General features: G+C 34.1%; 12 protein-coding genes. 2 read left to right on the top strand and 10 right to left on the bottom strand.

Features of this window, described 5'->3' with window-relative positions:
• Positions 1–6: 6 nt before the first annotated feature.
• Positions 7–1047, top strand: a complete 1041-nt coding sequence (locus BBP83_RS04475) for a zonular occludens toxin domain-containing protein (RefSeq protein ID WP_078055399.1) — start codon at positions 7–9, stop codon at positions 1045–1047.
• On the opposite strand, the gene BBP83_RS04470 is transcribed toward BBP83_RS04475, so the two are convergent.
• Both BBP83_RS04470 and BBP83_RS15430 read right to left on the bottom strand, forming a co-directional pair.
• Positions 1024–1302, bottom strand: coding sequence for a hypothetical protein (locus BBP83_RS04470; protein WP_068886215.1), 279 nt, complete (start codon positions 1300–1302; stop codon positions 1024–1026). The genes BBP83_RS04475 and BBP83_RS04470 overlap by 24 nt on opposite strands.
• Before the next feature lie 797 nt (positions 1303–2099).
• Positions 2100–2252 (bottom strand): hypothetical protein, encoded by a 153-nt coding sequence (locus BBP83_RS15430; protein ID WP_245669710.1) that lies wholly within the window; start codon positions 2250–2252, stop codon positions 2100–2102.
• Between the two features lie 240 nt (positions 2253–2492).
• On the opposite strand from BBP83_RS15430, the gene BBP83_RS04460 reads away from it, so the two are divergent.
• Positions 2493–3920: an amidase gene (locus BBP83_RS04460; RefSeq protein WP_171258035.1), complete on the top strand. Its 1428-nt coding sequence runs from the start codon at positions 2493–2495 to the stop codon at positions 3918–3920.
• 99 nt (positions 3921–4019) lie between these two features.
• Here BBP83_RS04460 and BBP83_RS04455 read toward each other — a convergent pair whose 3' ends face one another.
• The 8 genes from BBP83_RS04455 to BBP83_RS04420 all read right to left on the bottom strand — a co-directional run bounded on the left by BBP83_RS04455 (position 4020) and on the right by BBP83_RS04420 (position 14915).
• Positions 4020–4790 carry an OmpA family protein gene (locus tag BBP83_RS04455; RefSeq protein ID WP_078055397.1) on the bottom strand — a complete coding sequence of 257 codons (771 nt, stop codon included), beginning with the start codon at positions 4788–4790 and terminating at the stop codon, positions 4020–4022.
• Positions 4787–5749, bottom strand: a complete 963-nt coding sequence (gene tagF / locus BBP83_RS04450) for a type VI secretion system-associated protein TagF (RefSeq protein WP_068886214.1) — start codon at positions 5747–5749, stop codon at positions 4787–4789. The genes BBP83_RS04455 and tagF overlap by 4 nt, the downstream gene beginning before the upstream one ends.
• 40 nt (positions 5750–5789) lie before the next feature.
• Positions 5790–9629, bottom strand: a complete 3840-nt coding sequence (gene tssM / locus BBP83_RS04445; RefSeq protein WP_068886213.1) for a type VI secretion system membrane subunit TssM — start codon at positions 9627–9629, stop codon at positions 5790–5792.
• Positions 9630–9658: 29 nt separating this feature from the next.
• Positions 9659–11095 carry a hypothetical protein gene (locus BBP83_RS04440; RefSeq protein ID WP_068886212.1) on the bottom strand — a complete coding sequence of 479 codons (1437 nt, stop codon included), beginning with the start codon at positions 11093–11095 and terminating at the stop codon, positions 9659–9661.
• Positions 11088–12074, bottom strand: coding sequence for a type VI secretion system baseplate subunit TssG (gene tssG, locus BBP83_RS04435; RefSeq protein WP_068886211.1), 987 nt, complete (start codon positions 12072–12074; stop codon positions 11088–11090). Before tssG ends, BBP83_RS04440 begins: the two co-directional genes overlap by 8 nt.
• On the bottom strand, positions 12038–13846 hold the full coding sequence (gene tssF, locus BBP83_RS04430) for a type VI secretion system baseplate subunit TssF (RefSeq protein WP_068886210.1): 1809 nt from the start codon (positions 13844–13846) through the stop codon (positions 12038–12040). Before tssF ends, tssG begins: the two co-directional genes overlap by 37 nt.
• A gap of 11 nt (positions 13847–13857) precedes the next feature.
• Entirely contained in the window at positions 13858–14334 is a 477-nt protein-coding gene (gene tssE / locus BBP83_RS04425; protein WP_068886209.1) for a type VI secretion system baseplate subunit TssE, read from the bottom strand.
• A 77-nt stretch (positions 14335–14411) separates the two neighbouring features.
• Positions 14412–14915, bottom strand: coding sequence for an Hcp family type VI secretion system effector (locus BBP83_RS04420; RefSeq protein ID WP_068886208.1), 504 nt, complete (start codon positions 14913–14915; stop codon positions 14412–14414).
• Positions 14916–14948: the final 33 nt, after the last annotated feature.

Below are 14948 nucleotides of genomic sequence, written 5' to 3'. Positions count from 1 at the left end.
GGTAAAATGTCACAGAATCCGATGATTGTTGATTTAACAACGCATGGACATCAGAACAAAGACATTGTTTTAATGACTCAAGACCCTGAGCGATTAAACAAGGGTATTCGCAAGCTCGTTGAAAAAATGTATCTCGTTAAGCGTCCGATTCAAAAACCGCCTTTTGCTACGATCTATGAGTTTGAGCGTTGGCTTCGTGATCCGTGGCAAGCTGCTGCTTCAACTCGTTCTGTTAACTATCAAGATAGTTATAAATTCTTTTATAAGAAAAAATGGCAAGACATGTATACCAGTGCGTCTGCACATACATCAGTTAACTTTAAGATTCAAAGAAAGTTTATCTATGCAATTATTGCAATTGTTTGTTTGATGTCGCTGAGTTACTTCTTATTTATGAAATCAGGTGGCGATAAACTAGCACGTACAGCGGTTGGTGGTTTAACAGGTCAAAAACCTGAAAGCCAAGCATCTGAACAGCCACAAGAAACCGCTACTGGAGACATTACACCGATTCAAAATTTAGATGTAGAGTGTAGAAAAGGTGCAAATGTTGAAAAGCCTGAATGTGTAAAATGGTTCAATGAGCTATCGAAAAGCAATGGCTCTGTAAAATCAACAGATAGAATGCAAACGGTTGCATATAACCCAAATAGTCCATTTGATGATGCTGATATCGTTCAAAACTTGTCTTATGAAGTCAGTGCTAAACCTGTATTTTCGGGTTGCACACATTTCAATGGTCAATATACGGCATACACACAGCAGGGCACACGCTTAAAAGTGTCTGCATCAGACTGTAAACGCTTGATTAGTGATGCTGATCGACCATTTAACTACTTTGCCAAAGAACAGCCCAGTAAAGAGCCTACAAAGCCTGAAACAGACAAAGACGAAGAATCCAGTGAATACAAAAAAGCATTCCGTGAAAATCGCGCCAGAATTGATGCAGAAAAAATGTATCTTGCTCAACATGCACAGGTTAAACCTGAACCATTTGAAACCAATCATGTTGAAACGAAGTATTTAGATTCTGTGAATAGGTTTTAAGTCTGCAATAATTTCAGCTTGGCTTGGAACTTTTGCATATTTGATCAGTTGTTTAGTTTTAATCGTTATAGGTAGTTTGTTGATTTCAAGGCTTTTTATGAGTGAACCTTTTTTACTTAAACTACTAATTTCATAAATTAAAATTTGATTTCCACGTTTGATTACATGTTTTTCGAGTAATGCATTTTTAGCGTGTTTGTACAATAAATTAGTATTTGATATATATCTGTTTTTGTTGAATAGATTTTCTAGCATTGTTAGCTCCCCAGTAACTGTGCTTTTGAATCGAGATCGATGTTTTTTGTTAACTAGCAACGTCTGTTAACTAAAAATATGGATCATTTGAGGCATTAGATTAGTAATTGGTCTTTTTGTAAAGTTGAAAGTTCTGCTTTTGCTTTTGATGTTGCGGAATTGGAGTTTTTAAAGATCAGTCATATTTTAGGAAATTAGTTAAATGTCAATATCATATCTCTGATATGTTATTGTTATTTAATCTGATTTTCGTTAATAAATATGTCTTAGCTCTTAAAAACAGATAGATAGGCATGAATAAGATGCCGGTAAAGATTAGGTGATATATGTCAGCATTAGCAGATTTTGTACTTCAAAACACTTGTGCACAATATGTTTCAATTCCTGTTTTTATGATTGGCTCTTATTTGCTTATGAAAATTGGTTCAAATGAAGAATAGACACATCTACAGCACCACCAGTTACGACCGAAAAAAGGGTTCATTAAACAAAGATGATTATGTGTATATGCGCGATCTACTGGAGACCGTGCTAGTGCAGTTGCAAGAATCGAATTTAGATCGTGATGAAGAAATCACAAAGTTAAAAATATTGTTCATACGATTAGATCATCACATTGATAGAATCCGCGCGTAGATTTCGGCATAACGTATATTATGTTACTTCACGGTAATCAGCATCGTGAATGATACTGGCGCAGATTCACGATGCTGATCTGTGGCAACAACTGAGGTTGTATAGGCCACAGCCTTTGGTATCGGATTTAACATAATATACATTATGCGAAATTGGTATAATTAAGATTTTAAACCTACAGGCTTTTTTGTAATTTGCAATTGTTTACCATCACCAGTTGTCTTGTAGAAAATATTCATACCATTCATTTGAGTTGATTGCTCAATCGGAAAATAAATTTCTTTACCCTTATAACAAAGATAAAAATCTTTCATATATAGTGATCCTCAATGACTTTGACGTTTTGTGAACATGGCACCATTTGTTCTAAACCACGGTCATAACGTTGTAATTCAAAGATCAAACACGCATGTTTAAGCCTTTTTCACCCATTACGTTCAAATTAAATTTATTACAGAAAATATTAAATTTGACAATAAATATTGTCATAAATAAGCTAACGCTATATCTCTTTTATATTTTTTGTATATTTAAGTCAAAAATAAGGAATTCATATGGATATAGATGTCCAAAAATCAAAACGAATACATGCATTTACCAACGATGATGTACTCTCAGACTTTGATGCAGTTAAATTATCAGAACTACTTAAAAATAAAGAAATTTCCGTATCAGAAATCGTTCAAGCATCGATTGATCGAGCAAAAAAAGTCAATCCACAATTAAATGCTATTGTTTCAGAATGCTTTGAAAATGCATTAATACAGCCTAAATTTAGTATTAATAGAACATTTTCAGGAATTCCCTTCTTCTTTAAAGATAATATTGACTATGCTGGATTACCCTCTTTACATGGCTCAAAAGCCATTAAACATAATGATATTAATAAAAACCCTAAACTTAGCCAACAATTATTAGATCAGGGTTTTATTGTTCTGGGTAAAAGTACTTTGCCTGAATTTGGCTTAAATGCCAGTACAGAATTTAAGGATGGATTAGCAACAATTAACCCATGGCACAGTGATTATTCATGTGGTGCCTCATCTGGCGGTTCGGCGGCATTGGTTGCAGCAGGCGTAGTTCCAATTGCTCATGCAAATGATGGTGGCGGTTCAATACGTATTCCTGCTGCCTGTTGCGGTTTAGTTGGTTTAAAGCCCAGTCGTGGTCGCACTCTAGATAGTGATGCCTCTAAAGTTTTGCCCATTAATATTATTTCTGAAGGTGTAGTTACGCGAAGTGTTCGTGATACAGCTTACTTTTTTGCAGAAATGGAGAAAAGCTTTAGTAATCCAAAGCTAGCTAAAATTGGTTTAATTAAACATGCATCTAAGCGAAAATTACGGATTGGTTTAGTAACGCAGTCCATTACTGGCACAGTCGATCAAGAAACAACTGAAACGCTGTATCAGACAGCGCAACTTTTAGAAGGTTTAGGTCATCACATTACTGAGTATAAACTTCCCATTAGCACTGGTTTTGTTGATGATTTTAGTCATTATTGGGGCATGTTAGCCTTTATGTTACAACATTTAGGAAAGCAGGCTTTTGGTCAGGGTTTTGATGCAAAAGAATTAGATCATCTGACCTTGGGGCTATCAAACCTGTACAAAAACAATTTTTATAAAACACCTGCATTCTTATATTGCTTGAAAAAAGTCCAAACAGATTACATGAACATTTTTAACCACTATGATGTATTACTCTCACCAGTCGTTGCGCATACGACGCCTAAGCTAGGATATCTATCTCCACAGCTTCCTTTTGATGAACTATTTGAGAGGATACAAAATTTTGTGACGTTTACTCCTATACAAAATATTGCGGGTGCACCTGCTATGTCAATCCCGATGGGGATAACTCAAATTGATGGGCTTCCTATTAGTATGCAAATATCAGCCAATGTAGGCGATGAAAAAACCTTAATTGAATTGGCTTATGCGATTGAAGAGGCTCAACCTTGGCGTAAAATTTATGATTGATGTAACGATTATACGTTAATATTTTTTGAAATTCCGTATGAAAAATCATCTTCTTTATGGCTTTTCATACGAGAAATAATCGAAATATTTTATCTTTAATTACAAGACTTCAAACTCAATTCGTCTATTTTTTTTACGGCCATCTGCTGTTAAATTATCAGCTACAGGCTTTGTCGAGCCTAATCCCTCTGCTGTTAATATTTCTACAGGAATAGTTTTTGAAATTAAATAATTTTTAACTGCTCTAGCACGTTCTTGGCTAAGGGATAAATTTTTATTGGCATCGCCAGAACTATCCGTATGGCCAATAATTTTTATTTTATTCGCATTAACTTTCTGTAAAGCCACAATCATCTCATCCAAAATTTGAATCCCTGATGGTGCTAAGACCGCACTACCTGATTCAAACTCAACAATTCGGTTTTTTAGTGTCGCATCAATTAGCTGTTGCTCGGTCGTATTCACCGATAGTTGTGCATTTAATTTATAGTCTACAGGTAGCAAACTTTGCACCTTATTTGTTGTGATTTGGATGTCTTCTTGCTTTGGAACCTTTCCTCTCAAATCTACCTGCATACCTTTTATTGAGAGTTTCCCCTGCTTTATGCTTTTTAAATCTTCAGAAATCACATGATTAACCGCCGTACTCCAACCGTTCGGTGCAGTCACTGCGCGTATTTGAATTTTATCAATAACATTCGTTTGCCCATAAGTGACATATAATTTATTCAAAATATCTTGTTTCGTTGCCACATTGGGCACCATGCCTTCAACGACAATAGGCTGTTGTGCAAAAGAATTAGCACACAACACCATAACAGCTGAAAATATGAAGGTATAAGATAAGGTTTTTTTTAATATATTTTTCATTTTTCTTCTATAAAAGTTTGTCGAAAGAGTTTAATCGCTTGCATCAGACTCATCTGACGCTCACTCAAAGCTTGTTCTAAGGTTGCTAAACCCGCATTTTGCTCCAAATATGGGTTAATCCAATGTGCATCAATCAAAGATACCCAGTGTTCACTCTGCATATCTTGTGTAAAAATTTTACTTAATGCGGTGATATCTGCTCCCTGAAAGCCAAAGAGCAATATTGGTGAATCTTCATGTAAAATCCCAATCAATAATTCTGCATTTTGATGTTCTACAAAATGACTGATTAAATTCACCCAAAAAGTAGCAATTTCATAACAATAGCTAATATTATGAGTGGGCAATATAAGTACTTTATTTAAACGCGACGTTCCTTGCCGAATGATTGGTTGTAACAGCAGACCTAGGCCAATCATGCTTTGTGCGAATTGATAAGGGGTGAAATTTAGTAATTTGGCAAATGAGTGGACGGTATGTTGCTCATAAAAAGTTATCGTTTCTTCTGTAGCAAAAATTTGAATTTCATTTGGTAATTTACTTAATTTATCTAGAAGAATTTCTGGGTTCTGAATCGAATGTATAATTCGATTCCTTTGATAAAGATCGATAAAAACTTGTTTATACCGATATGGTGCATACAATATATTCTCGAACGGATCATCCAATTCCAGTAAATGACACAAAATCATTGGAAATGGTCGACCCGAGCTATCTTCACTGCTGATTAAATTAGCCACTAAAAATCGCTTATCTTGTGGACTCGCAATAACAAAATCTAAAGCAGCTAAAGTTGAATACGCTTCTTTAAAGTGTGTGACTTGCATTGCGAACTCTAAAGCCTCTGTTATCCATTGGTCAATGAGCTGAATTAATGCATATTCGCCATGCGTTCTTAAAAAATCGCCTCGTGCTGGACACTTACCATAATAAATTGGCGTGGTTTTTATTTTGTACATAAAGGCCCCTTTAACATAAGCTGATATCGACTGAATATCATTATGGAAGCACTCCGGTATTGAGCTGCTGTTGGCCAGCTAAAGCGGACGTTTCTGGTTTAAGCTGGTTTAATGACACAGCTTGTGCAGCGACAATCCGAGCTACTTTATTCATGACTACTTGATTGCTTAAAAGTAGACCTTTATAACTAGGATTAGCACCAATTCCTCCTCCAGTATTACCACTCACTAATCTAAAATTAACTTTCACCAAAACATTGGCATCTTGTGGGCTACGCCAAATCATTTCAAATAAACTATCTTTTTGAGTGCGCTGAGCACCTTCAACAAGACGATTAATACCGTATTCGCCTGGTTCATCCAAAATCGTATGTGTTTTTCCTTCTAAATCGACTGCCGTAATTCGAGCGCCTGGAATAGCACCTTTATTTGGCCAAATAAAGCTAACCCATTGCTGTACACCATTTTCAAAGACCATACGTTGTCCATCAATATCAATGGTATAAGACTGTAGATTCGGGTTTTCGAGGGGGAAAAATTGAAAATTAGACTGTCCAGATACCGAAGTCGTAGCAGGTTGATTCAATTCACCAGTGGCCACTCCATTGCTTGGTGCAACATAATTTTGAAAATTTGCCAAAAATTGTGGATTAAGCCCCACCCCTAAATTCTGCCAAGTTTTAGATGTTAAGGTATAGCCACGACGGATGACGAATGGATCAAGATAATCTTTGACAAAGCGTGCAATGCTGCCACTTTCACCAAAAATTTGATTAATTTCAGTACTCGTAGCTTGTAAGGATGCATTGGTATTAAATGGATATTTATTTGATAAATTTGCACTATAAGGTTGATATGCCTGCATCATCCATAACTTATTAATTTCATCCTGTGCAGGTGTCAGTAAAACCTCAAAAGACTGTGTAATTGGATGAATCAGTAATTTTTGTAAAAGCTGATGATCCGCTTCTTTTAAACCAACAGCCATTTTTTCATCCACAAATTTCTGGGTCATATTAAACACAGAATTTTGGTCAGTGATGGTCTGTTTGGCTAATGCCATACTTGCAGGCCCAACATCGCCTGCACTTCGTAAGTCATTTAATTTACTTCTAATTTGGCTTATAGATTGCATATATTCATCTAACAATGATTTATTTTGCTGATCATCTCGCTTACGCACAATTTGATAAAAGATATGAAATTCTTTTGCAATGACACCTTGCGTGACAGTAGATACATTCTGCTGTGCAAATAAATCATCATGACGTTTTAAAAATTTTCGCTTAAACCATGCCACAAAACCCTTTTTCGGTGTTTCTAATTCTGCTTGAATAATAGGATTATCCCAGTTGGTTTCTTGCGCAACGCGGTTAAACACAGCTCTTATTGGCGAATTTTCTGGTTCTCCTAAACTGTCAATGTATTTTGTTTGCTGTTTAAAATCAGGGCTTTTAGCATAGTGAATACCGTTTAAAAATTTTCGCCATTCAACAATATATTCTTGTTTATATAAGTCGGTGAGTTGCTTACGAATTTGCTCTGGGCTACCGCTAAATGTTAAATCTTCAGATTGATTTAGATTCAGCACCCAATCTTTACTATCCGTTGGATGATTGGCTGCCTGTGCGATGGCATCTTTTACATATTCATTCCATGCCTGATAACTAAAGATTCCTGATAAAGCATAACTACCTAACATACTGTTTTGATTCGACTCTCCAACTATTTGTTTGACAGTCAATGTAGGAAACCGAACTGATGCACGCATTTTTATTTCATTATAAACGCGGTCACGTGCAGGAATACCTGTAGTAATTGTGTTTAAAATCTGACGGGTTTGTTCGACTAAATTCGAATCCGCTTCTATTCGTGGAAATTTAGGATCATTTGCTAAAGTCATGGTGTAAGAAAGCAATTGTTCTGCTTTCGAAAGCATATCATTGCGTGGCATTTCTCCTCGATTCGCATCTAACCATGAACGCCAAAATCGCGTTACTTGGTCGCCTAAATGACTGGCGTCCATATATTGTGGATTACTCAACATTAAATAGGCTTTTAGCGTATTGTAAGCATCTTGAGGATTACTCTCGACAGGCTCTGAATAAGGTTGATTTGAACGATTTTTTTGATTTAACTTCACATTAATATGATTGTCTTTTAAGACCGATTCATTATTTTTTACTCGTTGTAAATATTGCGCCATATTCTGCTGTGTGGGTTGTAATATTATTTTTTGAATGCCTTTTAAATATTCAGTTTTCAGCTTTTCACGAATTTCATTTCCATGGTAAAGACCAAAACGATATTTTAATGGCCGATCCTGATCAAAATGATCCAATTGTTGTAAGTGACCTTGTAAAATAAGCAAAGCATCAAATTGAGTCGATAGCTCATTGCCAGAACGCGCTTCCATTTGTACCACTTTGTTTAAATCAGCCTGTACTTCTGCGATCAATTGCTGATTATTTCGATAAGACCAAACCCACAAACTTAAAATTACCGCGACCAGACATAAAGTTGTAATAAACAATAAAAACCGTTGGCGCTTACGTGCAGGATTAATATGTTGTTTAACCAAATTTTTATCTTTTAAAATCACACTGGAAAATAATCCTTTGAGAAAATAACCGTGATCTTGTGAAATAGAATGTGTTGGAATACCGAAATGACTATCAGGACTTTTAACTAAATGAAAATCCTCAGCAATCTGCTCAGTCATTGGACTTTCAATGCTACCTTCCTGCAAAGCACTGGTAAAATAAAAGCCCCGAAAAACAGGTTTAAATTGATATGGGTTATCTTGAAATAATGTACCAATAAAGGTTTTTAATACCGGTTTTAAACTTTTGAACTCGAGTGGAAATGTCATTACACTCGGTGAAATATTCTGTGAATGTCGACGACTAAGATGAGTTGTACTTACACTTTTCAAACCATCGTATAAAAGACCATAATGCTTTTCGAATAGTTCTACCGAATTTTCAGAGGAATGAGGATCATATGGCAATGTTGCTCCCCAGACTTGATCAAATTCATCATGATCGTAACACTCAAAAAACTCTGTAAAACCTGCAATCAAATCCATTTTAGAAAAGACTAAATAAATAGGTGGGAAAATTTCCAAACGTTCTGTTAAATCTTGAATACGAGCACGTAAATTTTTAGCCAATTTAATAGATTTTTCAGGACTTTGGCTGACCAATTCAGCCACACTGACAATGACGATTAAGCCATTAATTGGGGCTTTTGATCGACTCTTTTTTAAAATTTTTAAAAAACTTAACCATTCAGAATGATCTTCTGCATAGACCGAATAACGGCCCGCCGTATCTAATAAAATACCATCTGTAGAAAAAAACCAGTCACAACTTCGTGTACCGCTTAAGCCAGCAGACACCATTTTTTGATGCGTTTCCTCAAAGGGAAAACGTAGTCCAGAATTATAAATTGCAGAACTTTTTCCTGCTGCAGGATTACCAATGACCATGTACCAAGGCAATTCATATAATGCGATACTGCCCTTTTTATCACCTAGTTTAGATTTTCGTAGTAACTGAATGGAGTCTTTCATTTGTTGATTAATTAAGTGAAGCTCTTCTTTATTTTTCTGCTTTCCGTATTCTGCAACAGTGTCCTTTGTTATCGCTTCGGCTAATATTTCACCTTGTTGCTCTTGGCGATAACGTTGTACAAACTCATATATACCCCAGGCCATTAAGCCTAAAATATAAACTGAAACAATAATCCAGAAAACTTTATTTGGCACGGTATTGTGCATAGCCAAAATTGCTACAAAAAATGATAAAGCCATAATAGCTTTCGGATTTGTCACATATTGCCAAATATAGCCCAGCATCGTATAAAATAATGTATTCACTTTTTTCTCTTATTTATGTTTTATTACAATCAATTCAACAAATTTTTATTTATATTTTCAGCTAAATATTGTTCAAAATAGACATATACTGAATCTTGATCAGTGCTATAAACCATGGCCATCAAATCATTTGGTAAATGTGCTCCTAACATAAATGTAAAAATTTTGGCAACCTGTTGTGTATGTCCAAAATTCTGTTTTAAATATAAAAAATGATGTGGTTCTATTTTGATTTCAGTAAATATCTGTTGTACTTTTTTTGATTTTTTAATATCGGTAATATCATCCAAGATGAATAGAAACGGATCCTCTTGTTCAAACTGGGCCAATTGATTCAACTTATTTTTTTGTAAAAATTGTGTGGCGTGAGGCTCATCAATATTAATATTTACCGTTTGCTGAGGTGTTAAATCAATCACCTCTGTAGAATTATTCGCGATGCACCAGCTAGAGGTAAATTCTGCAGCAATATAAGCTTCAGATTGCCAATTCTTTTCATCAACCCATTCCTGATCAATTTCAGAGTCTGCACTAATAATAAGATTAAATTCATATGATTTTTTTGATATTTCTTCAAGTAAATTTAGCCATGTTGTATAAGCTTGTTCTTGATTAATAAAATAATATTCAATAGAAATCTGTAGTGGTAATATTGAATAATTCTCTACAAACTGGTCAAGTATTTTTTCGCGAGTTGATTCATTCCATTGATGAATTAAATGTTCAGGCAATAAAATGTACAGATTTAGTTGATTTAATCTCGGTACAAAATCAACGATAGGTAACTCTTCTTCAATAGTTTCATTGTTATTTTGATTTAAGTCTAACCATGCAGGATGCATACGATATTGGTATGCCAACTCACTGTCATAGTGCATTGCCGACTGTTTTAAATGATTTGCAACCTGAAATAAAACTTCTGAATGTTGTTCAATTTGATGTGTAATCAGTTGCTTAATACGTTTTTCACGTATTGTGAAGCGAATATCCTCTTCATCTCCAGTGGCGAGTAACTCATCTAATTTTTGAATGCGAAATGATAAAATTGGAAGTCCATAGGTATTACATAAATGAGTATCTAGTTCCGGACTTTTAAATTGCTTACTTTTCTCAATAATTTCTTCATTTTCACCAAAATTATGCCAAGCTGTTGATGAATAAATATTTAATTTAAATGCTTGACTATTTTTAGGTACTCTATTTTCCTTCTTTTCAGTTACTTGAATAGCCTGCCTGTTAGCCACTTCATCTTGATTTTCTAATTGGCTTTTTTTGTGTTTTTGCATTATTTTATAAATAAAATAAGGAGATAAAATAGAAAAAGTGAGGACAACTGGAAGACCCAAAAAATATTGAATAATATCCTTTTCTGTTGGATTATAAAATGTATCGCGCCAATAAAAAGTAATGCTAATAAAGATAATAGTTGCTAAGGTTATAAATACTCCAATAATGATTTTAATCATTGATATTCCCCATTAACGTATAACAGGTTTCATCATTATTCACGGTTAGGTTAGGTTGTAGAAAAACACCTTGTGATAAGCCATATTTTTTATTCTCACATAAAGACATGGGGGTTATTTCTTCTTTTTTTAATATTAAACGAATATCAATCATAAGCGTTGGGCTACACCACGTTTTTAGCATTTTTTTTAGCTTTTCACTCATCATATGATGAGGCAAAAAACTAGAATATTCTTGATAATTTAAAGGCCCAATCACAATTTCAATTTTTTCAGTAATTTGTCTAATCGTTTGACCACAAAAGGTATCCGCGCCTAAAGAGTGAGAGCCACCTAAGTAAGTTTGTTGTTTCGGTTCCAATTTAAATTTTTCAGGTAAAAATTCCCGAATTTCAAACGATGTTTTAAAAATACAGCCCAACATCGTTTTCAGTGCATAAACAGTATTGGTCTGCCCCTGCATCAGACCCGAAAATTCAGCAAAATAATCATCTAGCTCAGGTTGTTGATATTGATTTTTGACATAACCATTTAAGGCATGAATAATATTTAAGTAGCTATTTTCATCTTCTATTTCATAACGAAGTGGTAAGTCGTAATTCAGAGTTGCATCAACATACTGCGAGGTCAGTTTATTATTAAATAAATTCAGAAACTGTATTGTTTCAACACATTGTTGTCGGTTACTCAATTTAATTTTATTTGTATAGCTATAGGGTAAAACCCCTTGCATCCCAGTTAGACCAACAACTAAATTGGTCAAGTGTATTTGCTCATTCTCTAAATGCAATGACTCAATTTCATTAAGTGGAAAATTTAAATTAACCGAACTACTAAAATGAAAGTATGTAGACCATTGCCTATTATTTTTAGGGATATGTCGAAGTAATCTTGTCGCCTGAATAAAATCATAAGAGGTCGGATTTTCTAATAAATTGTCAATTACAGAAGTTTCTTGCCACCAACGTTTTGTACGCATTGGTATAACTCCTGCTTTGTTTTAATATCATATACAATCACATCTACATAACTATTCATTTGAACTTTTAAGTTGAAAATTCGTGTCAAAAGTTGGCTAAATATATAAATGCTTTGCCCTCGAAAACCATCTGGATTTAGACCAAGCTGAATACTTATACCTCGAACGAATAATGGATAAGGTTTGCCATTAATTATTTTTTGGGCAGGTGTAAAATCAATTTTTTTGATTGAATCGATAATCATTTGATTTTCTTTAGACTTGGGTAAATTATAAAGTTCAAGTAATTCTTTAATGTGTGAAACTGTTTCTCCTTGCATTAAAGACATATTATTTAAAGAAAGGTGAGAAATAATCCGCCATTGCTCTGTTTTATTCTGTTCAAAATAATACGGAATATTCGGTCTTTTTAGCATCAATGCGCGACGAACCAAGCTACTGTCATTTAAAGTGAGTGTATTTTGATCTTTATTATAACTTTCATATGGCAAGTCTTTATTTGAACATAATAGTTCAGTGCTAATAAAATCAGATTTCGTGCTTTGTGGTTCTAAATGCTTTGAAATTAAAGAATAACTTAGTTCCTGTGTTTTATTATTTAACTGTGATGCATTGAGACGATAAAAGAAATTAACTTGATTATCATTATAATGGCTCATAGCAAAAAATGGCAAAACTGGGTGGAAAATTTGATCTTGATTACTTTTTTCGCGTACCATATTCATGTTTAAAATAGAATATGCTTGATAATATTTAGGGTGATGTATATCTGTTATTAATTGATATTCCATACGCTTGTGATTTATTTTTTGCGGTTCTGCCTGCTTTTTAAATAAATTGACAATAGGTGTTGCAAACAATTTAAAATTTGCAGTATTTAATTCGGAATAATTCCGAATACTGACTTGATCATTTAAATTGAGTTTAAAATGTATCTGTAATTCAAATATTCCACCAGATAAACTTATTTTTTTTAAACAGTCCAAATTTAATTGTAAAAAATTATACTTTTCTGGAAAACAAAAATATTCCATCAGCAATCGATAAGCTTGATGTGTATGTTGGTCAATAGGTAACACACTTTCTTGTTCATTAAATCCAATTAATTCAAAAGGATTTTCAATATCAAAGGTCTGCTGATCGGACTGAATAGAAAACCGCGTCTCGGTATTAAAAATATTGTCTAGAACCTGTAATGGAAAATTAGAAATAGCATCTAAATAAATAGGTAGTTTTTCTGTCATTAATATCGAGGTTTTTTGATTAAAAATTTCAAAACCTAAGCTTAATGTTGCATTCTGATTTAAATGTAAATGGGTTGCTGAATGTGCTTTAAAATCTATATGTCTAATACAAATAGGAAGTAAGTGTACATCTTGTACAGTTGAAAACTCACACTGTACACCATGTATACTTTTCGCTTTTAAAGCTGTACTACGTGGAATTTTATAAACATTTGTTAATTGTCTAATTTTATTGATGTCTTCAAATGAAACAATAGAACATGCTGGAAACGGTTTTAGATATTGAGGAAACATCACCTCAAAAATAGAACGCGTAAATACGTCATAACTGTCTGCGAGCTTCTTATCAATACGTGCAGCAACTAAAGAGAATGCTTGAATGAGGCGTTCAATATGAGGATCGTCAATTTGCTCCTGATTCAGTGACAAACGCTGCGCAATTTTTGGATATTTATGAGCAAATTCACGAGATTGATGCCCAAACTCCTGCAATTGTTTTTCATAGTATGGTAGCAGTTCTTCAATCACAAATCGTCTACTCAAGTTCTTGTTGATATTATATATTGTTGTGTTGTTGGTTTTAATAAAGCATCAAAAATGACAGGCTCATACAACGGATGTATATTTAAATAAGCATGAATGCTTAAACATAGTGCGCCTGTATTATGATCATCTACTAGCATTTCAACTTTTATCTGTTTTAAACGCGGTTCATGAGTGGCAATTGACTGTTCAATTGATTGGCAAATTTTGTCACAGTCTGTGGGATTTGCTGTAGATAAGCCCACAAAATCAATAATTCCAAATTGTAAAATAGAGCGCTTTACTAAAGGAAAATCATCAATGATTCCATTTAAATTCGCGACTCTACTATTCAGTAGGTCTTCTAAATCCAAGGCAACAGATTGCCGCAATTCCTGTAAAGATAAACCATTCTTTGCATGTTGATCATTCGGCAACATGCGGTCAAATAATGTGGTTTTAAAACCATAAGGATATAACTGATCTAAATTCATATTTTAATTTTTAATATTATTGTATAAGTGGAGTAGAGGCCAATAAATAGTAGCCTCTACTAATCTATAATTCTAAATTATGCTGCATAAGATGCAGTGTTATTCGAAAGAGACCATTTTTTCGTCACTGCACCCTTTTGTGTCCCATTAATATCCTGTTGATTATAAGTCCATTCAACAGCCGCATATTTCAAACCAAAAGTTTCAAGAGGTACGCCCTCTTCATTTACATTTGGCGTTACGCTTGAAACAAGGACATGTTTTAACTTAATTTGCAGATATTTAATTCGTTTGTCGCCATTTGCACGATAAAAATCGATTTGAACCTCATCAAAGGTATAACCAGCAGAACATGCTTCCCAAAGTTTTGGACTGGTTGCGTCTAAGTCTTTGATAAAAATCATATCAGAATGTTCAACACGTTCAGCTGTATGGCCACCCACACTTGAAGAGGTTGCCGATTTTGGCTGACGAATATTATGTGACCATGAGTTTACTTCTAGCCAACTTTTATGTTCTGAATCACGGGATTCACCATCGACTTTATATTTTCCGCGAAACTGTACGTAAATATCTTTCATTATTATGATTTTCCTAATTTTATTTTAACATTA

The sequence above is a fragment of the Acinetobacter celticus genome, assembly GCF_001707755.1.
GTDB classification, from domain to species: Bacteria; Pseudomonadota; Gammaproteobacteria; order Pseudomonadales; family Moraxellaceae; genus Acinetobacter; species Acinetobacter celticus.
Note: the sequence above shows the minus strand (reverse complement) of the source record. Positions and strands in the feature narration are given on the sequence as shown.

Excerpts from the sequence above, each read along its gene's own strand:
- tssE (WP_068886209.1), bottom strand. The coding sequence starts at position 14,334 with ATGAATTTAGATCAGTTATATCCTTATGGTTTTAAAACCACATTATTT.
- BBP83_RS04440 (WP_068886212.1), bottom strand. The coding sequence starts at position 11,095 with ATGATTAAAATCATTATTGGAGTATTTATAACCTTAGCAACTATTATC.
- BBP83_RS04470 (WP_068886215.1), bottom strand. The coding sequence starts at position 1,302 with ATGCTAGAAAATCTATTCAACAAAAACAGATATATATCAAATACTAAT.
- BBP83_RS04455 (WP_078055397.1), bottom strand. The coding sequence starts at position 4,790 with ATGAAAAATATATTAAAAAAAACCTTATCTTATACCTTCATATTTTCA.
- tagF (WP_068886214.1), bottom strand. The coding sequence starts at position 5,749 with ATGTACAAAATAAAAACCACGCCAATTTATTATGGTAAGTGTCCAGCA.
- tssG (WP_068886211.1), bottom strand. The coding sequence starts at position 12,074 with ATGCGTACAAAACGTTGGTGGCAAGAAACTTCTGTAATTGACAATTTA.
- BBP83_RS04420 (WP_068886208.1), bottom strand. The coding sequence starts at position 14,915 with ATGAAAGATATTTACGTACAGTTTCGCGGAAAATATAAAGTCGATGGT.
- BBP83_RS04475 (WP_078055399.1), top strand. The coding sequence starts at position 7 with ATGTCACAGAATCCGATGATTGTTGATTTAACAACGCATGGACATCAG.
- BBP83_RS04460 (WP_171258035.1), top strand. The coding sequence starts at position 2,493 with ATGGATATAGATGTCCAAAAATCAAAACGAATACATGCATTTACCAAC.
- BBP83_RS15430 (WP_245669710.1), bottom strand. The coding sequence starts at position 2,252 with ATGAAAGATTTTTATCTTTGTTATAAGGGTAAAGAAATTTATTTTCCG.